The sequence below is a fragment of the Dermabacter jinjuensis genome (assembly GCF_902381725.1).
In the GTDB taxonomy this organism is placed as follows: Bacteria; Actinomycetota; Actinomycetes; order Actinomycetales; family Dermabacteraceae; genus Dermabacter; species Dermabacter hominis.
This window is the reverse complement of record NZ_LR698963.1, coordinates 67,269-90,237: the sequence shown is the minus strand read 5'-3', so window position 1 is coordinate 90,237 and position 22,969 is coordinate 67,269. Positions and strand designations below refer to the sequence as shown.

The 22,969-nt window shown below is 63.6% G+C and carries 22 protein-coding genes; 19 read left to right on the top strand and 3 right to left on the bottom strand.

Annotation, left to right across the window (positions count from 1 at the left end; all coding sequences use genetic code 11):
* Positions 1–136 precede the first annotated feature (136 nt).
* Positions 137–2,374 (top strand): polyribonucleotide nucleotidyltransferase, encoded by a 2,238-nt coding sequence (locus FXY94_RS00400; RefSeq protein ID WP_016663028.1) that lies wholly within the window; start codon positions 137–139, stop codon positions 2,372–2,374.
* A gap of 83 nt (positions 2,375–2,457) precedes the next feature.
* Here the strand turns inward: FXY94_RS00400 and FXY94_RS00395 are convergent, their stop codons facing one another.
* Positions 2,458–3,057, bottom strand: coding sequence for an RDD family protein (locus FXY94_RS00395; protein ID WP_016663027.1), 600 nt, complete (start codon positions 3,055–3,057; stop codon positions 2,458–2,460).
* 93 nt (positions 3,058–3,150) lie between these two features.
* Between FXY94_RS00395 and FXY94_RS00390 the strand changes: the two genes are divergently transcribed.
* From FXY94_RS00390 to miaB, 16 genes are all read left to right on the top strand, one after another.
* Complete coding sequence (locus tag FXY94_RS00390) at positions 3,151–4,509, top strand: M16 family metallopeptidase (RefSeq protein WP_016663026.1); 1,359 nt, start codon at positions 3,151–3,153, stop codon at positions 4,507–4,509.
* A gap of 31 nt (positions 4,510–4,540) precedes the next feature.
* The gene (dapB, locus tag FXY94_RS00385) at positions 4,541–5,305 is read left to right on the top strand and encodes a 4-hydroxy-tetrahydrodipicolinate reductase (protein ID WP_034370222.1); all 765 of its coding nucleotides are present in this window, start codon (positions 4,541–4,543) and stop codon (positions 5,303–5,305) included.
* A 55-nt stretch (positions 5,306–5,360) separates the two neighbouring features.
* Positions 5,361–6,260, top strand: coding sequence for an SGNH/GDSL hydrolase family protein (locus tag FXY94_RS00380; protein ID WP_016663024.1), 900 nt, complete (start codon positions 5,361–5,363; stop codon positions 6,258–6,260).
* A complete protein-coding gene (locus FXY94_RS00375; RefSeq protein WP_232049713.1) occupies positions 6,257–7,018 on the top strand; it encodes an S-layer homology domain-containing protein in 762 nt (253 codons plus the stop codon). Before FXY94_RS00380 ends, FXY94_RS00375 begins: the two co-directional genes overlap by 4 nt.
* Before the next feature lie 42 nt (positions 7,019–7,060).
* Positions 7,061–7,768, top strand: a complete 708-nt coding sequence (locus FXY94_RS00370) for an HAD family hydrolase (RefSeq protein WP_051120672.1) — start codon at positions 7,061–7,063, stop codon at positions 7,766–7,768.
* A gap of 55 nt (positions 7,769–7,823) precedes the next feature.
* Positions 7,824–8,543: an FAD-dependent thymidylate synthase gene (gene thyX / locus FXY94_RS00365; protein ID WP_016663021.1), complete on the top strand. Its 720-nt coding sequence runs from the start codon at positions 7,824–7,826 to the stop codon at positions 8,541–8,543.
* On the top strand, positions 8,540–9,457 hold the full coding sequence (dapA, locus tag FXY94_RS00360; protein ID WP_016663020.1) for a 4-hydroxy-tetrahydrodipicolinate synthase: 918 nt from the start codon (positions 8,540–8,542) through the stop codon (positions 9,455–9,457). Before thyX ends, dapA begins: the two co-directional genes overlap by 4 nt.
* Positions 9,458–9,472: 15 nt before the next feature.
* Entirely contained in the window at positions 9,473–11,164 is a 1,692-nt protein-coding gene (locus FXY94_RS00355) for a ribonuclease J (protein ID WP_016663019.1), read from the top strand.
* A gap of 107 nt (positions 11,165–11,271) precedes the next feature.
* Positions 11,272–14,163 carry an FtsK/SpoIIIE family DNA translocase gene (locus FXY94_RS00350; RefSeq protein ID WP_016663018.1) on the top strand — a complete coding sequence of 964 codons (2,892 nt, stop codon included), beginning with the start codon at positions 11,272–11,274 and terminating at the stop codon, positions 14,161–14,163.
* Between the two features lie 37 nt (positions 14,164–14,200).
* Positions 14,201–14,794 (top strand): CDP-diacylglycerol--glycerol-3-phosphate 3-phosphatidyltransferase, encoded by a 594-nt coding sequence (gene pgsA, locus FXY94_RS00345; protein WP_016663017.1) that lies wholly within the window; start codon positions 14,201–14,203, stop codon positions 14,792–14,794.
* A gap of 5 nt (positions 14,795–14,799) precedes the next feature.
* A complete protein-coding gene (locus FXY94_RS00340) occupies positions 14,800–15,300 on the top strand; it encodes a CinA family protein (RefSeq protein WP_016663016.1) in 501 nt (166 codons plus the stop codon).
* A gap of 240 nt (positions 15,301–15,540) precedes the next feature.
* Positions 15,541–15,852, top strand: coding sequence for a helix-turn-helix domain-containing protein (locus FXY94_RS00335; protein WP_016663015.1), 312 nt, complete (start codon positions 15,541–15,543; stop codon positions 15,850–15,852).
* Positions 15,853–15,857: 5 nt separating this feature from the next.
* The gene (locus FXY94_RS00330; protein ID WP_016663014.1) at positions 15,858–16,085 is read left to right on the top strand and encodes a DUF3046 domain-containing protein; all 228 of its coding nucleotides are present in this window, start codon (positions 15,858–15,860) and stop codon (positions 16,083–16,085) included.
* Positions 16,086–16,304: 219 nt separating this feature from the next.
* Positions 16,305–17,393: a recombinase RecA gene (gene recA / locus FXY94_RS00325; protein ID WP_016663013.1), complete on the top strand. Its 1,089-nt coding sequence runs from the start codon at positions 16,305–16,307 to the stop codon at positions 17,391–17,393.
* Positions 17,371–18,051 carry a regulatory protein RecX gene (locus FXY94_RS00320; protein ID WP_051120582.1) on the top strand — a complete coding sequence of 227 codons (681 nt, stop codon included), beginning with the start codon at positions 17,371–17,373 and terminating at the stop codon, positions 18,049–18,051. The genes recA and FXY94_RS00320 overlap by 23 nt, the downstream gene beginning before the upstream one ends.
* Before the next feature lie 40 nt (positions 18,052–18,091).
* Positions 18,092–19,645: a tRNA (N6-isopentenyl adenosine(37)-C2)-methylthiotransferase MiaB gene (gene miaB, locus FXY94_RS00315; protein ID WP_016663011.1), complete on the top strand. Its 1,554-nt coding sequence runs from the start codon at positions 18,092–18,094 to the stop codon at positions 19,643–19,645.
* A 27-nt stretch (positions 19,646–19,672) separates the two neighbouring features.
* Here the strand turns inward: miaB and FXY94_RS00310 are convergent, their stop codons facing one another.
* Positions 19,673–20,143 carry a type III secretion system chaperone family protein gene (locus tag FXY94_RS00310; protein ID WP_016663010.1) on the bottom strand — a complete coding sequence of 157 codons (471 nt, stop codon included), beginning with the start codon at positions 20,141–20,143 and terminating at the stop codon, positions 19,673–19,675.
* Positions 20,144–20,248: 105 nt separating this feature from the next.
* On the opposite strand from FXY94_RS00310, the gene miaA reads away from it, so the two are divergent.
* Together miaA and dapF are read left to right on the top strand one after the other, a co-directional pair.
* Entirely contained in the window at positions 20,249–21,235 is a 987-nt protein-coding gene (gene miaA, locus FXY94_RS00305) for a tRNA (adenosine(37)-N6)-dimethylallyltransferase MiaA (RefSeq protein ID WP_016663009.1), read from the top strand.
* Positions 21,236–21,266: 31 nt separating this feature from the next.
* Positions 21,267–22,142, top strand: coding sequence for a diaminopimelate epimerase (gene dapF, locus FXY94_RS00300; RefSeq protein WP_016663008.1), 876 nt, complete (start codon positions 21,267–21,269; stop codon positions 22,140–22,142).
* A 51-nt stretch (positions 22,143–22,193) separates the two neighbouring features.
* Here the strand turns inward: dapF and FXY94_RS00295 are convergent, their stop codons facing one another.
* Complete coding sequence (locus FXY94_RS00295; protein WP_016663007.1) at positions 22,194–22,823, bottom strand: class I SAM-dependent methyltransferase; 630 nt, start codon at positions 22,821–22,823, stop codon at positions 22,194–22,196.
* Positions 22,824–22,969 lie beyond the last annotated feature (146 nt).

The following is a 22,969-nucleotide window of genomic DNA, read 5'->3' as shown; positions in this document are numbered from 1 at the left end:
TTCCTTGCAACAATGATGAGAGGGGGATCGGTCCTCGGCAGTGACGTCTTCCGCGCAGGCGGGATACGCGACTGGCGATGGCCGGCCCCACGCAAAGAAAACTCTTGTTCACCACAGAAAGAGAGTGACAGTGACCATGGAAGGCCACAACATTCATTCAACGATCGCCACGATCGACAACGGCTCGTACGGCAAGCGCGAAGTGCGCTTTGAAACCGGCCGCCTCGCAAAGCAGGCCGCGGGTGCCGTCGCCGTCTACCTCGACGACGACACGATGGTGTTCAGCGCAACCGCTGTCTCCAATCAGCCGAAGGAGCAGTTCGACTTCTTCCCGCTGACTGTTGACGTCGAAGAGCGCATGTACGCCGCGGGCCGCATCCCCGGCTCCTTCTTCCGCCGCGAGGGCCGCCCGGGTACCGACGCGATCCTCGCAGCCCGCCTGACCGACCGCCCGCTGCGCCCCGCCTTCGTCAAGGGCCTGCGCAACGAGGTCCAGGTTGTTCTCACGGTTATGGCTGTGAACCCCGACGATGCCTATGACGTCGTTGGCATCAACGGCGCCTCGGCCTCGACCCAGATTTCGGGCCTGCCGTTCTCGGGCCCCATCGGTGGCGTGCGTATCGCGCTCATGCCGAATGCCGAGGGCGGCCAGTGGATCGCCTTCCCGACCTTCAGCCAGCTCGATGAGGCCGTGTTCTCGATGGTCGTCGCTGGACGCATCGTTGAAGATGACGTCGCGATCATGATGGTTGAGGCCGAAGCGACCGACAACGCCTGGTCGCTTATCAAGGAGCAGGGAGCGGTGGCGCCGACCGAAGAGGTCGTCGCCCAGGGCCTCGAAGCTGCCAAGGTTTACATCCGAACGCTGTGCGAGGCCCAGAAGGAGCTCGCCGCGAAGGCTGCGAAGCCCGTTCGTGAGTTCCCGCTCTTCCTCGACTACCAGGACGATGCGTACGATCTCGTCGCTGAAGCGGCGACCGATCGCCTCCGTGAGGTCATGAGCATCGCGGGCAAGCAGGAACGCGAAGAGGCCACCGAGACTCTGCTCGCGCAGGTCAAGGAGGAACTCGCCGACAAGCTCGACGAGCGCGAGAAGGAAATTACCGGAGCCTTCCGTGCGCTCACGAAGAAGGTCGTGCGCGAGAAGATCCTTACGGAGGGCGTGCGTATTGACGGCCGCGGCCTTCGCGACATCCGCCAGCTTTCGGCCGAGGTCGAGGTGCTGCCGCGAGTGCACGGTTCGGCTATCTTCGAGCGCGGCGAGACCCAGATTCTTGGCGTCACCACCCTCAACATGCTCAAGATGGAGCAGCAGATCGACGGCCTTTCGCCTGTCGATCACAAGCGCTACATCCACCACTACAACTTCCCGCCCTACTCGACCGGTGAGACGGGCCGCGTGGGCTCGCCCAAGCGCCGCGAAATCGGCCACGGCATGCTCGCCGAGCGCGCACTCGTGCCGGTTCTGCCGAGCCGTGAGGAGTTCCCGTACGCGATTCGACAGGTATCCGAGGCTCTCGGCTCAAACGGCTCGACCTCGATGGGCTCCGTGTGCGCTTCGACCCTCGCGCTCCTGAATGCCGGTGTGCCCCTCAAGGCGCCCGTTGCCGGTATCGCTATGGGCCTCGTTTCCGACACCGTGAACGGCGAGACGAAGTACGCGGCTCTCACCGACATCCTCGGTGCAGAGGACGCTTTCGGCGACATGGACTTTAAGGTCGCGGGAACCTCAGAGTTCGTGACGGCTATCCAGCTCGACACGAAGCTTGACGGCATCCCCGCTTCCGTCCTCGCAGGCGCCCTGTCGCAGGCTCGCGAAGCTCGCCTGCACATTCTCTCGGTTCTCGAAGAGGCCATCGATCAGCCCGATGAGATGAGCCCGAACGCCCCGCGCGTTCTCGCCGTCACCATCCCGGTGGACAAGATCGGTGCGGTCATCGGTCCGAAGGGGCAGATGATCAACCAGATTCAGGACGACACGGGCGCGGACATCACGATCGAGGACGACGGCACCGTGTACATCGGTGCGACCGACGGCCCCTCGGCTGAGGCTGCGCGTGCGGCCGTCAACGCGATTGCGAACCCGCTCGTTCCCGAGGTCGGCGAACGGTACCTCGGCACGGTTGTGCGTGTCGTCGACTTTGGCGCGTTCATCTCCCTCACCCCGGGCAAAGACGGCCTGCTGCACGTCTCGCAGTTGCGTAAGCTCAACGGCGGTAAGCGCGTGGAGAGCGTCGACGACGTCGTGAGCGTTGGCCAGAAGCTCGAGGTTGAGATCCGCGAGATCGACTCGCGCGGCAAGATCTCGCTCGCTGTGGCGGCTGACGAAGACGACGCTGAGAAGACGGACGAGTCCGAGCAGGGCGCCGAGTAGCCTTTCGCGCTCTCGCGCAAAGCACGACGAGAGTGGGCGGCCAGGAAATCCTGGCCGCCCACTCTATTGCTGGGGAGAGCTATTTAGCTATTCGCGATAACGACGGTCTTCGCGATCTTGTCGTGCCAGCCTTGCTGGCGACCCGAACTATCGAACAGGGGCGAGAGCCAGCACGCGAGCGCAGCGAGCCCACCCACGATCGGGATAAGCCCCATCACTCCGGGCAGGGCGAAACGCAGAAGTGCGTTGAGCAGCTGCGGATTTTCTCCCGTTTCGACGCTCACGACCTTGATCTTCATGACCATTTTGCCGAGGGTGGCACCGTAGAAAGTGAGCATGAGGGTTTCGTACGCGAGACCGATGATCGCGATCAAAAGGATGACAACAAACGACACACCAAATGTGAGGATAGAGCCAGTTTCGCTTCCCGAGGCGGCCGCGGCGAAAATGATAACGCCGAGGATGGCGCCGATGATGCCGCCGGCGGCGCCGGCGATCAAACCATCGATAATGCGAGCGAGAGCGCGTTGACCGACGCTCGCGAGAGTACGGGTACCCTTACCGGGGATCTCTATGCTTCCAGTGCCCGAACCGGATGACTGCTGGCCGAAGCTCTGCTGCCCCTGGTGGGGCTGGTTCGTGTGCGGATCCTGCGGCTGGAAACTTGGGGTGGGATTCGACATTCTGCTCCTCGGGAGACGGGCAACGATCGTGCGGCCGCGAGTGACCGCGCCTATAGAGTAATGCACACCACTAGGAGAAGGACCGCTTTTCACATGTCAATTTCGCTCGACCTTTCGGCAGGCCTCGATCAGGTTTTGCACGAGCAGGAGGGCGCATTCACGCGCCGCTCAATTCTTCCCGGGGGAGTGCGGCTCCTTACCGAACGTGACCCCGGTGTTCGCTCGGCAAGCGTCGGATTCTGGCTTCCGGTGGGCTCGCGCGATGAGAGACCTGAGCACGCCGGCTCGACTCACTTTCTCGAGCACCTGCTCTTTAAAGGAACGCCCACGAGAAGCGCCCTCGACATTGCCCGCGCCTTCGATGAAGTGGGAGGCGAATCGAATGCCGTGACCGCGAAGGAGCACACGTGCTATTACGCTCGTGTACGCTCAGTCGACTTGCCCATGGCCCTTGCGACCCTTGCGGACATGGTCACGAGCGCCTCGATCACGAGCGAAGCATTCACGACCGAACGCGAGGTCATTCTCGAGGAACTCGCGATGGCGGAGGACGACCCGACCGATGTGGGCCACGAGGCTCTCATCGCCTCCGTGCTCGGCGAGGAAACGGCCCTCGGGCGGCCCGTAGGGGGAACGCCCGCGACGATCAACGCCGTCACGGTCGAGGCGGTGCGGGAGCACTACCGCGCCCATTACTTGAGTACCAACCTCGTGGTGACGGCAGTCGGAGACGTCGACCACGACGAGGTCGCGACGATGCTTCTCGACAGTCTTGCAAAAGGCGGGTGGAGCCTCAGCGACGGGCAAGCGCCGCGCCCTCGCCGTGCCCAGCAGGGCTTTGCGTACCCGAGCGGCGAGGATGGCACAGATGGACTCGAGGCGCTGCGGCACGGAGCCGTCACGAAGCGTCTTATGCGCGAGACCGAACAGACCCACCTTTTCCTTGGCGGACCGGCGATCCCCGCGTGGGACGAACGGCGGCATTCTCTAAGTGTCGCGATGGCGATCCTCGGTGGTGGGATGAGTTCGAGGCTCTTCCAGGAGGTGCGTGAGAAGCGCGGCCTTGCTTATTCGGTGTACGGGTTTACAGCGGCGTATCGCGATGCCGGTCTTGCGGGGCTGTACGCCGCGTGCCGTCCCATGAATGCGGAAAAGGTCGCGCAGCTTTTGCTCGAGGAGACGCAGAGGCTCGCGACAGACGGGATCGAGCGAGAAGAGCTTGCGCGGACGCTCGGGCACATCTCGGGGTCGATGGCGCTCAGCCTCGAGGACACGCAGTCGCGCATGGCGCGGCTCGCAACGGCTGAGCTCGTTCTCGGTTCGTATCGAACGGTTGATGAAGCTCTCGAAGCCTTCCACGGCGTGACGCGCGAGAGCGTGCGCGAGATCGCCTCCGAGGTTGCTTCGGCGCTGAGAGTGCGCGTCGACGTCGGCCGTACCGGCGCCGCCTGACATACTTGATTCCGAATACACACACGAGGGGATGGTTATGAGCATTCGCGTTGGAGTCATTGGTTCAGCCGGGCGTATGGGAAGCGAGGTTGTCCGCGCTCTCGAGGCGGCCTCCGATCTCGACTTCGTGCGGGGAATCACGGCCGAGGACTCCCTCGAGCAGCTTCTCGACGACGATGGCGCGCCGCTCGTGGACGTGGCCGTCGACTTCACCCTTCCGAGCGTGACGAAAGCGAACGTGCTGTGGCTTATCGAGCACGGTATCCACGCGGTCGTGGGGGCGACCGGTTGGGATGATGCGGCGCTCGCCGACGTTCGCGCAGCCCTCGACGACACCCCCGAGACCGGGGTTCTCATTGCCCCGAACTTCGCGATCGGGGCGGTGCTCGCGATGAGCTTCGCGCGCACCGCCGCGCGGTTTTATGAGAGCGCAGAGGTGGTCGAACTTCACCATCCCGAAAAACTCGATGCGCCGTCCGGAACCGCGCTGCATACGGCCCGCGCGATCGCTGACGGCCGCGCACAGGCGAGCCTCGGGCCCGTCCCGGATGCGACCGAGCGCGACCCCCACGGCGCGCGAGGAGCCGACATCGACGGCGTTCACGTGCACGCCGTGCGTCTGCGCGGACTCGTGGCGCACGAGGAAATTCTCTTCGGCAACCCGGGAGAACAGCTCACTATCCGTCACGACTCATTCGATCGCGTGAGCTTCATGCCCGGGGTTCTCCACGGCGTGCGCGAGGTGGCCTCTCATCCCGGTCTCACGGTGGGGCTAGAGAACTACCTCTCGCTGTAAGCTAAGTGGCGTCGGAACTGATCGCCCACCTCTCGCACGCACCCGAGGAGGCTCTATGCCCGAGAACCCGCCCTCGCACGCCCTCGCGCGTGCCTTTGCGGCACTCGCGCCCGAACGGCCTCTTGCACTGTGGGGTTCGAGTTCGATGGAAGGCGGTCTCGGTGCCGAGCACACGCCTCGACCGGTATACGTCCACGAGGAAGTTGCGAATGCAATGAACCCCGTCCCGGTCACGAACCTCGCGTACGGGGCACAGTTTTCGGGGCACACGACGATTCTTCGTGGACTCGACACGCCCATGGTGCATATCCCCGAGGGGTACACGGGTGGGCGAGTGAATGTGCGCGTGGACACGGATGTTCCCGGCATGTGGTCGTTCACGTGTCACGGGGAGCTGTCGAGCGGGGCGAGCGGCACGCTTACGGGAACGCCGGAAAACCAATGGTTCTTTGAGTCCGACGGCGGCCCTGCGACATCGGGTGTCTTCACATCGTCGTGGAAAGCCACCACCGAGAATTGGCGGCACGTGATCTGGACGGGGAAGAACAACATCGTGCAGCGTGAGCAGGTGCTGAGCGACGTCGAGAGGCTCGTCGCATCCGCGCGTGATCCGAAGACGGATGCCATCGTTCTCGGGCAGTGGGTCACGAAAAACGATCTCGATGCTCTCGAGAAAATTAGGGCCATTCACGCGGTCAACGCCGCCCAACGCGAGGTTTACGGGCACCGCTTCGTGGATGTGCAAGCCCTCCTGACGAGCGAGGAGGCGCTGCGCGCCGAACCAATCGCGTCGCTTGATTTGCACTCGCGAGCAGAAACACGTTCCGAACTCGAGAAGGGGATCGTACCGACCCCGCTCAGGGGTAGCGACGGTATCCATTTGAGCGGTTGGGGCAATCTCCTCGTCTCGTGGGTTCTCATCGAGAAAATGAAGGAGCTCGCGTGGATGGCATGAGGGCGGTGAATTCGGAAGCGGCAGGCCTCGTGACGACGCGGCGGGCGTTGCTGGCCTCGCTCTTGGGGATAGCCGGGATCGCCGCGCTCAAGCTACGGCCCGCGACCGCGACGAAGCCGGGCATGCAGGTCGTTGCTGATCCCGCGGAGCGCTACGCCGACGCGATCGAGTGGCTCGTGAAACACGATCTGTTCGATCCAGCCCGCGAGGGAACGTTTCTTCCGAGCGCCGATGTGACGCGTGAGGACGCCGCGATCATGCTGTACCGTCTCGCTGGTGCCCCCGAGCGTGACGGTCTCGACCTCGAACCGTATCGCGACATTGAGAAGACGGCTCGCAGCTATCGCGAAATCATGTGGATGCGCGGCCAAGCGGTATTCTTCGGCGAGTACGACGCGACCTTTCAGCCGACGCAGCCCGTGACGCGAGCGGAGGGGTGTTCGTTCCTCGCGCGGCTGCTTCGCGGCGTACTTGCGGCGCACCTCGCGGCGGGAGGCTCCGCTGTTGCGCCCGAGATCGCGAGCTTTCGCGACGTCTCCAAGGAGCACCCGCGCTTTGCGGATATCGAGTGGGCCCGTGCAGTGGGACTGCTCGGGCGCGACCTCACGGTCGATGAAGCCGAGAGCTCGGGCGAGCGACAGGCCGACGCTTCCACCCCTCTCGTGGATGCCGAACTTCGGCCAGACGCTACTCTCGTGAGGGGCGAGTTCGCGCGGTTGCTTCAACGCGCGAACGCCCTATTCGACGACGCCCACTAGACGGGCGCCCCACCCTCGACTAAGGAGTGACACGTGGCAGACATGGCGGCGACGCTCGACGGGTGCGCGAAGGGAACAGCTCTCGCGCGTGCGAAGGCGATCCTTCTCGATTCCGATGGGACCCTCGTCGACTCAACTCGAAGTGTCGAGGCGAGCTGGGACACCCTCCTCGGTGACGAGGGTGCGGGGCGGTTTGAAAAGCACTATCACGGGCAACCGGCCAGGCGAGTATTGCGCCTCGCGATGCCCGACATCAGCGAGGAGAGGCTCGAGGAGCTTTTCACCAAAGTCGAAGGATACGAAATTGCGAGCGCGGGCGATGTCGAGGCGTTCGACGGGACCGCGCGTTTCCTCGGCGAACTCGAAGAGGCAAAGGCTGCGCTTTCGCGCGAATGCTGGGCGATAGCGACGAGCTGCACGCTTCCACTCTTCGAGGCGCGCTACCGGCCCCTTGGGCTCCCGTACCCCACGACCCTCGTGACCGCCGATCAGGTCACGCATGGCAAGCCGGATCCCGAGCCCTACCTCCTCGCGGCACAGAGACTCGGGGTCGATGCGGCGGAGTGCATCGTCGTCGAAGATGCGCCGGGCGGCCTCGCCTCAGCTCGTGCTGCGGGGGCGTTCGTCGTGAGTGTTCTCAACAGTGCGAGTGCGGAGACCGTCGGCCCCCTTGCCGATCTCGTGATTCCTTCGCTCGCGGATGTCTCGATCGAGGCCTGCGAAGGGGAGCTCGTGCTTCGTGCGCGGTGAGCGCCACGCGGCGATTTTCGGTTTTTGAACTGCTTGGTCAACTAGGGTGATACATATGAGCGAAATAGTGTTCCGATCTGACGTCACGGTCGACCTTGTGAGGTCACAGGCTTCCGATTCCGATGTCATCTTTGCCGCGCGGGTCTCGACCCAGGGGGAAAAGTCCAAGAGCGTCGTGGGCACTGATGCCTCCGATCGCGACAAGGGCCTCATCAACTACCTCATGCGCGACCGCCACGGCTCGCCGTTCGAGCACAACAGCTTCACGTTTTACGTCGAAGCGCCGATCTTCGTGTTCCGCGAGTTCATGCGCCACCGGATCGCGTCCTATAACGAAGAATCGGGCCGCTACCGCCAAATGCGCCCGATTTTCTACGTGCCCGGTCCCGAGCGCAAGCTCGTCCAGAAGGGCAAACCCGGCGCCTATGACTTTTACGAGGGCAGCCCCGAGCAGCACGAGATCGTGACGAAGGCGTACAAGGCGCAGTGCGAGAGCGCGTATGCCGCTTATCTCGAGATGCTCGAGGCCGGCGTTGCACGCGAGGTCGCGCGCGGTGTTCTGCCCCTCACGCTGTTCAGTTCGATGTACGTGACCGTCAATGCCCGCAGCATGATGAACTTCCTGTCGCTGCGCACCAAGCGTGAAGGCTCGCACTTCCCGTCGTTCCCGCAGCGCGAGATCGAGATGGTCGCCGAAAAGATCGAAGAGTTCTTCACCGAGGCGATGCCCCTCACCTACGAGGCGTTCAACGCGGGCGGCCGGGTGGCGCCGTGAGTCAAGAAGCACCGGTATTTGGACGTCTCGGCGTCGCTATCGTCACGCCCTTCACTGAGGATCTCGAGAAGGTCGATCACGAGGCTCTCGCCGGCCTCGCGCGCCATCTCGTCGACGAAGGCCACGATCTCATCGTCGCGAACGGCACCACGGGCGAATCGCCCACCACGAGCGATGAGGAAAAGCTCGCGATTCTCGCGACCGTGCGCGAGGCAGTTGGCGCGGATGTCACCCTCCTCGCGGGGGCGGGCACGAACGATACGCGTCACTCTGTCGAGCTTGCACGCGCGATCGAAGAGGGCGGCAATGCCGACGGCCTCCTTCTCGCCACCCCGTACTACTCCAAGCCCACGCAGCGCGGCCTGATCGCGCACACGCTCGAGATCGTCAACGCCGTCGACCTGCCGGCGATGCTCTACGACATTCCCGGTCGCTCAGGCATCCCTATCGAATACGAGAGCGCCGTCGAACTGTCCCAGCACCCGAACATCGTTGCCCTCAAGGAAGCCAAGGGGGACATGCACGAGGCCTCGAAGCTCATCCGTGACACGGGCCTCGATATCTACTCCGGTGAAGACGCGCTCAACCTGCCGTGGCTCGCGATCGGCGCCGTTGGTACGGTTTCGGTCACGAGTCACCTTACGGGGCGGCTCGACCGTCTTATGTTTGACGCCCTCGAACAGCGCGACCTCGCGCTCGCGCAAAGGCTCCACGCATCGCGCATCGACTTTGTTGACGCGATCATGAACCAGGGCCCAGGAACGATGGCGATCAAAGAAGCCCTTACACACCTCGGCGTGCTTCCGCACGCTGGCTGCCGCGCCCCGCTCGGAACGGTCGAGCCGGAGGTCGCGGCGCGCATCCACGCCGCCGTAGACGCCTACCAGAGCGTCCTCGCGCAGCACACCAGCTGAAGAATTTAGGACACTGTGACTACACCCTTTTCCACGACACTCGGGACCCCGCCACAACTGAAGAACAAGACACTACGGGTGACCCCGCTCGGCGGTCTCGGCGAGGTCGGCCGAAACATGACCGTCTTCGAGTATGAGGGCCGGCTTCTCATCGTCGATTGCGGCGTTCTCTTCCCCGAAGAGGCCCAGCCGGGCGTCGACCTAATCCTCCCGGACTTCCGCTCGATCGAGGATCGCCTTGATGACGTTGCCGCGATCGTGCTCACGCACGGCCACGAAGACCACATCGGTGCAGTTCCCTACCTTCTGCGCCTCAAGCCGGACATCCCGCTCGTCGGTAGCCAGCTGACCCTCGCCTTTGTCGAGGCGAAGCTCCGTGAGCATCGGCTCAAGCCGTACACGCTCGCCGTGAAGGAAGGGGATGTCGAGAAGTTTGGCGCGTTCGAGTGCGAATTCATCGCCGTGAATCACTCGATTCCCGATGCGCTCGCGGTCGCGATCCGTACCGAGGCTGGCACGGTTCTCCACACGGGCGACTTCAAAATGGACCAGCTCCCGCTCGATGGTCGCCTGACGGACCTTCGTGCCTTCGCGCGCCTTGGTGAAGAGGGCGTGGATCTCTTCCTCGTCGACTCGACAAACGCCGAGGTTCCCGGCTTCACCGTCAAGGAGCGCGAGATCGGTCCCGTGCTCGATAATCTTTTTGCGCGCGCGCAGCAGAAGATCGTTGTCGCGAGCTTTTCGAGCCACGTCCACCGCGTTCAGCAGGTGCTCGACTCGGCGCACGCGCACGGACGCAAGGTGGCGTTCGTGGGGCGCTCGATGGTGCGTAACATGACCATCGCTGCCGACATGGGCTACCTCAATGTTCCCCCGAACACGCTCGTGGACCTCAAGAAGGCCGACGACATTCCGGATCACAAGATCGTGTACATGTGCACGGGCAGCCAGGGCGAGCCGATGGCCGCGCTCGGGCGTATCGCGAACCGCAACCACCGCGTCGAAGTCGGCGAGGGGGACATCGTGATTCTTGCGTCCTCGCTCATCCCGGGCAATGAGAACGACGTGTTTCGCGTGATGAATGGCCTCATGGAACTCGGGGCCGAGGTCGTGCACCAGGCGAACGCGCGCGTGCACGTCTCGGGGCACGCGAGCGAGGGCGAGTTGCTGTACTGCTACAACATTCTGCGCCCGAAGAACGTGATGCCCGTGCACGGCGAGGTGCGCCACCTCATCGCGAACGGGAAGATCGCGCAGTCCTCAGGTATCCCTCGCGAGAACATCGTGCTCGCGAAGGACGGCACGGTCGTCGACCTCAAAGACGGCGTCGCACGCGTCGCCGGCGAGGTCGAAGTTGGCTACGTGTATGTGGACGGTTCGAGTGTGGGCGAGGTAAGCGAGGCCGATCTCAAGGACCGCCGTATCCTCGCGGAAGAGGGCTTCATTTCCCTGTTCGCCGTGGTCAATAGTGAAACCGGCGAGCTCATTGCCGGGCCAGAGATCCACTCGCGAGGCATCGCCGAGGATGACGAGGTGTTTGAGCGCATCAAGCCCGACGTCATCAAGGCGCTGCACAAGGCGATCGAGGACGAGAAGGGGCACGACACGTATCAGCTTCAGCAGGCGATGCGCCGCGTGGTGGGGCGTTTCCTCTCTCAGCGCCTTCGCCGCCGCCCGATGATCATCCCGGTTGTCGTCGAGGCTTAGCGACGCGGATTTTTGCAGATGCCGCTGCGAGGTCAGCCCCCTGTGTGATTCACACGCCGGGGCTGACCTCGTGACGTTCGTACCCTTAGGCGGGTAGATTGTGGAGTATGGCGACACGTACGACTTCCCCCGCACGTGCGTCGAAAGGAACCTCCCGAGGCTCGTCCTCGGGCTCGTCGCGCACGAAAGGTGCGCCCACGGATCCCTCGACGCTTCCCCTCCCGGTGCGCGCTTTGCGCGTCGGGTACCTCGGCGTTGCCCGCGCGGTTGGCGGCTTCGTTCGCGGCATCGGCATTCAGCGCTGGGAGGTCGCCTACGAAGAGCGGCGCGATGGCTTCGCTCTTTTCTTGAGCATTCTCGCGCTCATTCTCATCGTTCCCGAATGGTTCCAGGTGCGCGAATGGGGCTTTGGCGCGATTCATACGGTCGCTGCGAGCTCGTTCGGCGTGATCGCCGTGCTGCTTCCCCTCCTTCTAGGGCTGTGGTCGCTTCGGATGTTCCGCAGGCCCGATCTCGTTCACGCGAACGGACGCCTTTTCGCGGGACTACTCATGCTTGTGTGTGCGCTCTGTACGGTCGCATCCGTGAGCGCGCGTATTCCCACGCCGTCCAATGGTGTTGACGCCCTCGCGCGCGGTGGCGGCGTGTGCGGCTATCTCGTCGCGGCGCCCCTCGCGAATGTCCTGCCTGACTGGGTGATCGTCACTCTCGGAGTCGTCCTCGCCCTGTTCTCCGTTCTCGTGCTCACTGCTACGCCGCTCGGCCAAGTAGGGTCGCGTCTCGCGGGGGTCTACGGGGCTCTCGTGGGCAGGGGAGAGCGTGAAGAAGCGGAGCGCGAGGCCTTCGGCTTGGGCCGACGCCAGCAGGCTCTCCACGCTGCCGAGGGCAACGCCGAGGGCAGCCCAACGAAGACTCGGCGCATGAGCGATCTGTTCCGCCGCAAAAATCGCCGGTCGTCAAGCGACACCGAGAACCTCGAGGCCGGCGTCGATCACGAAGCCTTCGGCTACGAAGGCGATGGCGCGTATCGCCAGGGCGCCGAGAGTGAGCAGGCCGAGACGACGACGCTTCCGCGCTCGCAGAAGAAACCGCTCGTGAAAAAGGCAGATGCCGCCAGTGCACTCGCATCCGGCGCGAAAAGCTCTGACCCCTACGATTACCTCGAAGCGGAAAACAGCAGGAAGAAGGAGTTTCCGACGGCTGCCAGCCAAACGTCGGACCTGGAAAACGCCCCCACCGTGCCGGTGCCGAGCGTGAGCGCTGCGGAGCAGACCCGCGAGCTGACCCCGCCCAAGGGCGAAGGTGTCAAGGGGCCGCACGTGCAGCCCGAACTCCAGGTTGAGACCGCCTACCCGCTCCCGAGCCCCGACATGCTCGTGGCCGGCCCGCCCGCGAAAGCTCGCTCCGAAGCGAACGATCGCGTTGTCGCGGCACTCGGCGAAGTGTTCGAGCAGTTTGGCGTGAACGCCGAGGTCGTGGGCTTTTCCCGCGGCCCGACCGTGACGCGCTACGAGGTTGAGCTCGGCCCCGGCACGAAGGTCGAGAAGGTCACGGCGCTGTCCAACAACATCGCGTACGCGGTCGCGAGCGCCGATGTGCGCATCATTTCGCCGATCCCCGGCAAGAAGGCGATCGGTATCGAGATTCCGAACGCGGACCGCGAAACTGTTGCGCTCGGGGATGTCCTTCGTAGTGGTGTCGCGACCGCCAACGAACACCCCATGGTGATGGGGCTCGGGAAGGATGTCGAAGGCGGATTCGTGATTGCGAATCTCGCGAAGATGCCCCACTTGCTTGTTGCGGGCGCGACCGGCGCCGGTAAGTCGAGCTTTGTGAACTCGATGATCACCTCAATCCTCATGCGTGCAACGCCGGAGGAAGTGCGCATGGTGCTCGTTGATCCAAAGCGCGTTGAGCTGACGATCTACGAGGGGATCCCGCATCTCATTACCCCCATCATCACGAACCCCAAGAAGGCTGCGGAGGCGCTCGAGTGGGTTGTGAAGGAGATGGACCACCGCTACGACGATCTCGCCGAGTACGGCTTCAAGCACATCGACGACTTCAATAAGGCCGTGCGCGCGGGCCAGGTGAGCCCCCCGCCGGGAAGTGAGCGAGTGCTCGCGCCCTACCCGTACCTCCTCGTGGTCGTTGACGAGCTTGCCGACCTCATGATGGTCGCCCCGCGAGACGTCGAGGCATCGATCCAGCGCATCACCCAGCTTGCGCGCGCTGCCGGCATTCATCTCGTGCTCGCAACCCAGCGACCCTCCGTCGACGTCGTCACGGGCATCATCAAAGCGAATGTTCCCTCCCGCCTCGCGTTCGCGACGAGCTCCCTCCAGGATTCGCGCGTCATCCTCGATACTCCCGGCGCGGAGAAGCTCATCGGCCAGGGCGACGCGCTTTTTCACCCCATGGGCAAGGCGAAGGCTATGCGTGTGCAGGGCTCGTGGGTCAACGAGTCCGAGATTCACGCAGTCGTCGACTACGTGAAGGGGCAGGCGAAGCCGCAGTACCGCGAGGACGTGCAGCAGGTCGCCAAGAAGAAACAGATCGACGATGACATCGGCGGCGATCTCGACGTGCTGCTTCAGGCGGCCGAACTCGTCGTCACCACGCAGTTCGGCTCCACCTCGATGCTTCAGCGCAAGCTCCGCGTGGGCTTCGCCAAGGCGGGGCGCCTCATGGACCTTCTCGAGTCACGCGAGATCGTCGGGCCGAGCGAGGGCTCGAAAGCTCGCGATGTGCTCGTGCGTCCCGAGGATCTCCCGCGCGCGATCGCGCGTATCAAGGGAGAGGACACGGACCTGTATGAGGACTCGCAGGACGCTTCCCACGCAGGTTCCGGTTCCGGGGCGGGGGAGTCTGACGCCTCCTCGGCCCAAGATCGCTACTCGGATGATCCGTTGGACCACTCCTCGCGTGAGGTGAGTCCCGAGTATTACGACAACGACGATGCCGACGGCGAAGACGCCTGGCAGCTCACGGGCCGCTAACGCGCGAAAGACGCCGCTAAAGAGAAGGGAAACACCCATGAGCGCTTCCGATACCCCGCGCGTTCCGCTGTGGAATATCGCGAACGTCCTCACCATGACGCGCATGGTCATGGTGCCTATCTTCGTGGTCGTAGCCGCGCTCTACCACGAGGACATCGCCATGAGGTGGGTCATTGCCGGGATCTTCGTGCTCGCAATGGTCACGGACTTCGTCGACGGCTACCTCGCGCGCTCTCGGAACCTCATTACCGATTTTGGCAAGATCATGGACCCGATTGCCGACAAGGCGATGACGGGCGCCGCGCTCATCATGCTTTCGGTGTGGCAGTACGTGCCGTGGTGGATCACAGTGCTCATCCTCGTGCGCGAGATCGGTATTACGGTCATGCGCTTCACGATCTTGAAGTATGGCGCGCTTCCCGCAAACTTCAGCGGCAAGGCGAAGACGATGATGCAGTCGATCGGGATCACCTTCTGCCTCATGCCCTTTGAGCTGATGTGGCCTCCCGCGTGGTGGATCGGCATCACGCTTATCGCCATCGCCCTTGTGCTCACGCTCTGGTCGGGGCTTCGCAATGTCAACGACGGGCTGCGCCTGCGCCGCGAGGCACTCGCGCAGAAAGCGGCTTAACGAGAATGGACGCGCCGCGTGAGCAGCTGGCGTCGGCCCGCGCCCTCCTTGCTATGTGCGAAGAGAGGGGTATGAGCCTCGCGACGGCTGAGTCGCTCACGGGCGGGATGCTCGTCGCGCGCCTCGTGGATGTTCCGGGCGCTAGCAGAGTCGTCCAGGGGGGTGCGTGCACGTACAGTTTCGAAGCGAAGGCGTCTGTTCTGGGGCTAGACCTTGCGGACCTGCAGGCGAAGGGAGCCGTGCGCGCCGAGGTCGCGAGCAGCATGGCTCGGGCCGCGCGCCGCGTGTACGGGGCAGATGTTGCCCTTGCGACGACCGGAGTGGCCGGGCCCGGGAATGACGATTACGGCAACCCGGAGGGGCTCGCCTACATCGCCGTGAGTACGCCAAGTCGCGAATTCGTGCGTGAAGTACGCCTCACGGGCTCGCGACCGGCGATCCGTGCGGGTGTTGTGGACGATGCGATCACCCTCGGCATTGAGGCTCTGACCAGCGCAAATGTGTAACAGGCGCGTTGGGCCGGTGTGGGAAACCTGAAAAGCGAGCGCGTGTGAGGCCGTAGGATGGCGGAACAACGAGGAACCCTCGTGCGTTGAACAGGCGTGAATACGTACAAGAATGCGGGAGCTGGTGCTCCCAGGCAACGAAAATGGGTGACGGCCACGGGGTCGCGCCCGGCGTCCGTGCTGGGCCGCGAGTCGGCAGTACCGCGGCGCGGAACACTGACAAGGAAGGGAGAATCTCGCATGGTGCTCTTCCGCCAGGAACTCGGCGGCGTTTTGCGTGAGGCGCGTCGCCGCCAGGGCAAGACTCTGCGTCAGGTATCGGCCGATGCGCGAGTCTCGCTCGGCTACTTGAGCGAAATCGAGCGCGGCCAAAAGGAGGCCTCGAGTGAACTGCTCGCCTCCGTGACCGAAGCTCTCGGTTACCCCATGTCGGTGATTCTCCGCGAAGTTGCAGATCGCGTGGCACTCGAAGAGGGCATCGTTATTCCCGACACCGTTCCCGCCGAACTTGAGCGGGGCGTCCAGGGCGCCGAATACGCGCTGGCGCGGTAGTCAACGTGAGGCGAAGCGAGTTTCGTGAGCTCGCCGCCTATGTCTTTGGTGCCGAACTCGCGCATACGTACTGTCGTGAATTCGCGCTTGTGACGTGCGGGAACCTAACCCCGAACCAGGCGATTGAGGCGGGCTACCCCGTTAAAGAAGTGTGGCACGCGCTGTGTGATGACATGGATGTGCCTGTGCACATGCGCTGGGAGGTCCCGCCCGAGGCGCGTCCGCGCGCGTGAGCGTGTGGCGGCGAAAGGCGTGACAAGAATCGAACACGCGTGCGCATTAACGTGCAAATCGAACAGGTGTTCGTTTACGATGGTGTTGTTCGGCCTCCACGGTGCGTGTGCATCCACACCTGTGCCGGGGTCGGGTTTAAATGTCTCACCCCCGTTTACCGTTGGAAGGGTCAAGCGAGAGTCCACCTCGTAACGGGGTGACAAACGAAAGGAACCGCCATGGCAGCTGCCGCCAAGGATCGCGATAAGTCGCTCGAAAACGCGCTCGCACAGATTGACCGTCAGTTCGGCAAAGGCTCGATTATGCGCCTTGGCGACGACACACGCCCGCCCGTCGAAGTCGTTCCCACGGGGTCGGTCGCACTTGACGTCGCGCTCGGTATCGGTGGTCTTCCCCGCGGTCGCGTTGTCGAGATCTACGGCCCGGAGTCCAGCGGTAAAACCACGGTTGCGCTCCACGCGATTGCAAACGCGCAGCGGGCGGGTGGTATTGCTGCCTTCATCGATGCGGAGCACGCCCTCGATCCGGAATATGCGAAGAAGCTCGGCGTCGATATCGATGCACTTCTCGTGTCGCAGCCCGACACCGGCGAGCAGGCTCTCGAAATCGCCGACATGCTCGTGCGCTCGGGCGCGATCGACGTCCTCGTCGTCGATTCCGTCGCGGCACTCACGCCAAAGGCTGAAATCGAAGGCGAGATGGGGGACTCTCACGTGGGCCTCCAGGCGCGCCTCATGTCACAAGCGCTTCGCAAGCTTACCGGTGCGCTCTATTCGAGTGGCACCACCGCTATCTTCATTAACCAGCTTCGCGAAAAGATCGGCGTGTTCTTCGGCAGCCCCGAAACCACCACGGGTGGTAAAGCACTCAAGTTCTATGCTTCGGTGCGCATGGACATTCGTCGAATCGAGACCCTCAAGCAGGGTACCGACGCGGTTGGCAACCGCACTCGCGTCAAGATCGTGAAGAACAAGATGGCTCCGCCCTTCAAGCAGGCCGAATTCGACATCCTTTACGGCGAAGGCATTTCTCGCGAAGGTGGCCTCATCGATCTCGGCGTCGAAAACGGCATCGTGCGCAAGTCCGGTGCGTGGTACACGTACGATGGCGATCAGCTCGGCCAGGGCAAGGAAAATGCGCGCCAGTTCCTCAAGGACAATCCGGATCTCGCCGCAGATATCGAACAGAAGATCCTTATGAAGCTCGGCATTGGCCAGTATGCAGATGAGTCCGCTAAGAAGGCCGCTGCCGATGCTCCTGTGGGGGACGGCGAATTCGTAGACGATGACGTCCCTGCGCAAATCTGAGCCTCGCCCCCACGTTCGGGCTGGGCAAGAGGATTGGCGCGCGGGCGTCGTTGAAGAGCTTGCCGAGCACATCGCCGCCATCGAAGCGGGGGAAGCCGCACCTGGGGAGGGCAGCAACCCGTGTCGAGGTGGAGTATTCCGCGATCACGAAACGGAAAAGGTCGTCGTCAAGGAATGCCGGTATGTGCTCGGCCTACTCGGCCACCGTCAGCGCAGCGAGGCGGAGATTCGGGCAAAGCTCGCGCAGCGCGTGCATGAAGTTGATGTTCTCGAAGAGATCATGCGGCGTCTCGATACCGCTGGACTCATCGATGACGAAGGCTTTGCACGCGCCTGGGTAGAGCAGCGACGCGAGAGCAAACTCCTTGGCACAGCCGCTTTGCGTCGAGAACTCGAAAATAAAGGCGTCGGTGCGCCCGATATCGACACCGTTCTCGCGGAGACCGCTCCGTACGACAGCGAAAAGGAGCGCTGCCAGATCCTCGCGAGAGAACGGCTTGCGAAGGAGCTTCGTAAAAGCGGAGGGGCTGAAAACCTTGATCGAGGGGCGGCCCTTCGGCGCATTGGCGGCGCACTCGCGCGCCGAGGCTACTCGGAAAACCTCACGCTCTTCGTGCTCAATCGCGAGCTTGATGCGGCGGGAGTCACCTGGTCCTGACCGTGCCCGAACCCACGGGGCTACGTATCCTTGAAACACCATGAGCGAAACAGCGATCCTGAACGACAATGACGCGCCGGCACGCGGCACCTACCAAGTGCGCACGTTCGGCTGCCAAATGAACGTCCACGACTCTGAGCGCCTCACGGGCCTCTTAGAGCAGGCAGGCTATACGCCGGCCGCCGACGGCGCCGACCCGTTGAACGGCGACGTCGATGTCATCGTCTTCAACACGTGCGCCGTGCGCGAAAACGCCGACAACCGGCTCTACGGTAACCTCGGCCAGCTCCGCCCTGCGAAAGATGCCAACCCCAATTTGCAGATTGCCGTCGGCGGGTGCCTGGCCCAAAAGGATCGCGCCACCATTACTGAGCGTGCACCCTGGGTCGACGTCGTGTTCGGTACTCACAACATCGGTTCCCTCCCCGTTCTTCTTGACCGCGCTCGCGTTCAACAAGAGGCCCAGGTGGAAATCCTTGAGTCGCTCGAGGTGTTCCCCTCGACTCTCCCCACAAAGCGCGAAAGCGCGTACGCGGGTTGGGTATCGATTTCAGTCGGCTGCAACAACACGTGCACGTTCTGCATCGTTCCTTCCCTCCGAGGGAAGGAGAAGGACCGTCGCCCCGGCGAGATTCTCGCCGAGGTTCAGGAACTCGTGAACCAGGGAGCTCTTGAAGTGACTCTCCTTGGTCAAAACGTGAACTCCTACGGAGTGGAGTTCGGCGACCGGGGCGCGTTTGCCAAGCTCTTGCGCGCGTGTGGCGAAATCGAGGGGCTCGAGCGCGTGCGATTCACGTCGCCGCACCCCGCGATGTTTACCGATGACGTCATTGACGCGATGGCGGAAACACCCAACGTGATGCCGCAACTGCATATGCCGCTCCAATCGGGCAGCGACGCTGTTCTCAAGGCGATGCGCCGCTCGTACCGCTCCAAGAAATTCCTCGGGATCCTCGAAAAGGTGCGCGAGAAAATCCCGCACGCAGCAATCACGACCGACATCATCGTCGGCTTTCCCGGTGAAACGGAAGAGGACTTCCAAAAGACTCTCGATGTCGTCGAGGCTTCGCGTTTCTCGAGCGCCTTCATGTTCCAGTACTCGCCGCGCCCGGGCACTCCGGCCGCCGAAATGGACGATCAGATCCCGAAGGCAGTCGTCCAGGAGCGATTCGAGAGGCTCGTCGCGCTTCAGGATCGCATTGCGGCCGAAGAAAATGCGAAGAAGGTCGGAGCAGAGGTCAACGTCCTCATCGCCGAAGGCGAGGGTGATCGAGACTCCGAAACGCACCGCATCTCTGGCCGCGCCGAGGACGGCCGGCTCGTGCACGTTGCTCTGCCCGAAGGGTATGCGGAGGCGGACCGCCCTCGCCCCGGTGATGTCGTCCGTGCTCGCGTGACCAAAGCCGCCCCGTTCTACCTGATCGCCGACTCGGGTGCCGAAGGCGGCGAATTCGAGGTGCGTCGCACCCGCTCGGGCGACGCGTGGGAACGCCGCCGCGCGAACGGCGATGAAGACGCGGCCTCGTGCGGCACGCCCGGCCCCGGTGGGCCCGTGAGCCTCGGTCTTCCGAGCCTCAGGCGCCCGGAGCGCTAGGCGGAATCGGGCGGTGAGGGCACGCGCTCAGGCGGTGACGTCGTCCTGGTCGCTCACCTGTGTCGAGAGGCTCGCGAAGAACGCTACCGTCGTTGATAGCGCGCACGTGATGGCGCGGTCAATCGCGTCGTCGCTAACCCCGTAGAAATAATCGAAGACCAGCTCGCCGTACACGCCGAGCACCGAGTCATTCTCGCGGCGCACGTACGCTTTCGGCCACATGCGTTCCATGTTCCAGTGGTTGCATAGGCGCGTCGCTTCGAGTTTCTGCTGCACGGCGAGTAGCTCGTCCCAGCGTCCCCGGATGACGAGGATGTGCGAGTGCTCGCCGGCGACTGCGAACGTGAAAGGATAGTGGTCAAAGCGCGCACGCAACACGGTGGGGGTGTCATCATCCTCGACGAAGGCATAGCCGAGCCGCCCGAGGGACTCCTTGAGACGTTCGATGCTGAGTTCTTCGCCTGCGAGTGCGGCTTCGTGTGAGTGGCCGTTGGGCATCGGCTGCCTTTCTGTGGTGTCCGGGCCGGTGGCTGCGTGAAGTCCACGCTAGCGGCTTTCGGCTCGGTGCGCGAACGAGCAGTGGTGAGATCGAAGGGAGTTCACGTGGCACATGCGGTGAACGGTGGTGGGGGCCACGACAGTGGCGCTGGACAGGTGCCGCCGCTTGTCGTGATTGCGGGCGCGACTGCAACGGGCAAGAGCGCCCTCGCGATCGAGACTGCCCGCCGTTTCGGAGGCGAAGTGATCAACGCTGACGCTCTCCAGTTTTACCGCGGAATGGATGTGGGGACCGCCAAGGTGACCCCGAGCGAGCGCCGCGGTGTTCCCCATCATCTCCTCGATATTCTCGACGTCACCGAAGAGGCGAGCGTCGCAACGTTCCAGGCGGATGCACGCCGGATTGCGAGCGAGATCCGCGAAAGGGGCAAGATTCCGGTTGTCGTTGGGGGCTCGGGACTCTACGTGCGAGCCTTCACCGACGTGATGGCTTTTCCACCGTCGGACCCCGCTGTGCGCGAGGAGATCGAGTCTCACGTGCTAGCGATCGGCACCGGAGCCGCCCACGCCCAGCTCGCCGCAGCAGACCCCGATGCAGCCGCGAAAATTGCGCCGCGGGACGAGCGTCGAATCGTGCGAGCGCTCGAGGTGCACCGCCTCACCGGAAAGCCGTTCTCCGCGTTCCTGCCGACCTACACGTTCCACGATCCGGCGATCGCGTACGTCGCCGTGAAGCTCGACCGGGACACGCTCCACGAGCGCGTCGAGAAGCGCGTGCATCGCATGGTTGAAACCGGGTTTCGCGACGAGGTCGAGGGACTGCTCGATGCGGGCCTTGAGCGCGGGGTGACGGCGCGCCAGGCGATCGGCTACGCCCAAATGATCAAGCACGTGCGGGGCCACTGGAGTCTCGAGCAAGCGATCGAGTCGACGATCACCAATACCCGCCGTCTCGTGCGCAAGCAGGACACGTGGTTCAGGCGGGATACGCGGCTCACGTGGGTGCCGGGGGAGGATTCCGACGAAGCGCTCGCCGTGATTGAGCGCGAGATTGCGCACGCCGCTAGGTGCCCGTCAAACGCTGAGGTGTGAGGTCCCGCGCGCGCGTGCCTATGATCGAGCCATGGCCACTGCATCTTCATGCCCCAACGCGCGCAAGGCTCTAAGCTACGCGAGCGCCACCAAAAACGATTTTGTGATGATCGACGATCCTGCGGGTCGAGGCGAGCTCAACAGCGCACGCGTGCGTGAGCTCGCGGGCCCCACGGGAGTGGACGGGGTGATCCGCGCGATTCGTACGCGATGCCTCGGTGATCCGGCAAGCCAGGGGTTCGACACGGTCCCCGAGTGGTTTATGGACTATCGCAATGCTGATGGCACGATTGCGCAAATGTGCGGCAACGGCGTTCGGGCCTACGCAGCGTTTCTCGCTGACCGCGGTTACGTTGAGGATCGGGTGTTCGACGTCATGACTCGCGCGGGTGTACGCACGGTCGAGATCCTTGAGGAAGGCCCACAGTGGCAGGTGCGCGTGGGCATGGGGGCCGCAGAACTTGAAGGTGTCACGAGGATCGTCCGCGTTGCCGACCGCTTCCTCGAAGGCACTGATGTGAATGTGGGCAACCCCCACACTGTCGTGGAGCTACCCGAAAACCTCAGCCTTGACGAGCTTGACCTCACCGAACGCCCCGAGCTTGAACCCGAGCCCGAAGATGGCACGAACATTGAGTTTGTGGAGATCCGCGGCGAGCGACACGTCGCCATGCGGGTTTTCGAGCGAGGGGTGGGGGAGACCCTCTCGTGCGGAACCGGCGCGACTGCCGTGGTTGCCGCTCTCGCTGAGGCACGTGGGGACGGCACGCGCGAGCCGTGGCGCGTCGATGTGCGCGGCGGGCGCCTCGAAATTGGTTGGGACCCCTACGGGCGCATGACTCTCACGGGCCCGGCCGAACTCGGTGAGCTCACCTGCGGCGGGCCAGCGCGCGAGCGAGGGAAGTAGGAAGGCTAGGCGGGCGTCGGAATTCCGACGCCTCCCCATGCGCGAGCGATTCTAAACTTCTGGGCGCTCCGGGCCTACGCCGAGCAAGCGGAACCCTTTCGAGGAATGGACCTTCTCGACCGGCCGTGTGGGGAATTGGCCCGCGAGCCACGTGGCGAGCGAATCGGCGCCTAGATTTTTCCCGACGACCATCGCGGCCGTACCCGTCCCGCGGAGCTGGCCGATCCACCGCGTAAGCACAGTGTGCAGTTCACTCTTGCCGATACGGATCGGCGGATTCGACCAGAGCGCATCGAAGCGGGCACTCTCGGGAATCTCGTCTGGCGCGGCGACAGTGACGTTTGACAGGCCGAGCCGTGCGGCGTTCTCGCGCGTGATGGCACGTGCGTGTGGATTGACATCAATCGCCGTGACGTGGCAGTCCGGTTGGGTAAGCGCGAGGCTCAGTGCAATCGGGCCCCAGCCGCAGCCAATATCGAGAACCTCGCTTTTAGGTGCGAGCGGTGCGAACAACTCCGCATGGTCGAGGAGTATTGCGGTTGCCTTGTCGAGCCCATCGAAACTGAACAGACCCTTCGCGCTCACGAGGCTCCGTTCGGCACCAGCGAGGTGCACGCGCAGGTCGCGGCGCTCCAGGTCCGTACCGGGCGCGGGAGAGAAGTAATGGGCGTCGCTTGTCACAGCAAGGAGTGTAGTGGCGCAGAACGCGAAAAGCTCCCGCATCGGGTTCGGACGTGACACACTTATACGCAGACCTCACGCGAGGCCCCACTTGAGAGAACCTGGAGTAAAGGCGCACTTGACACCCTTCGTCCCCGATCCCGAAT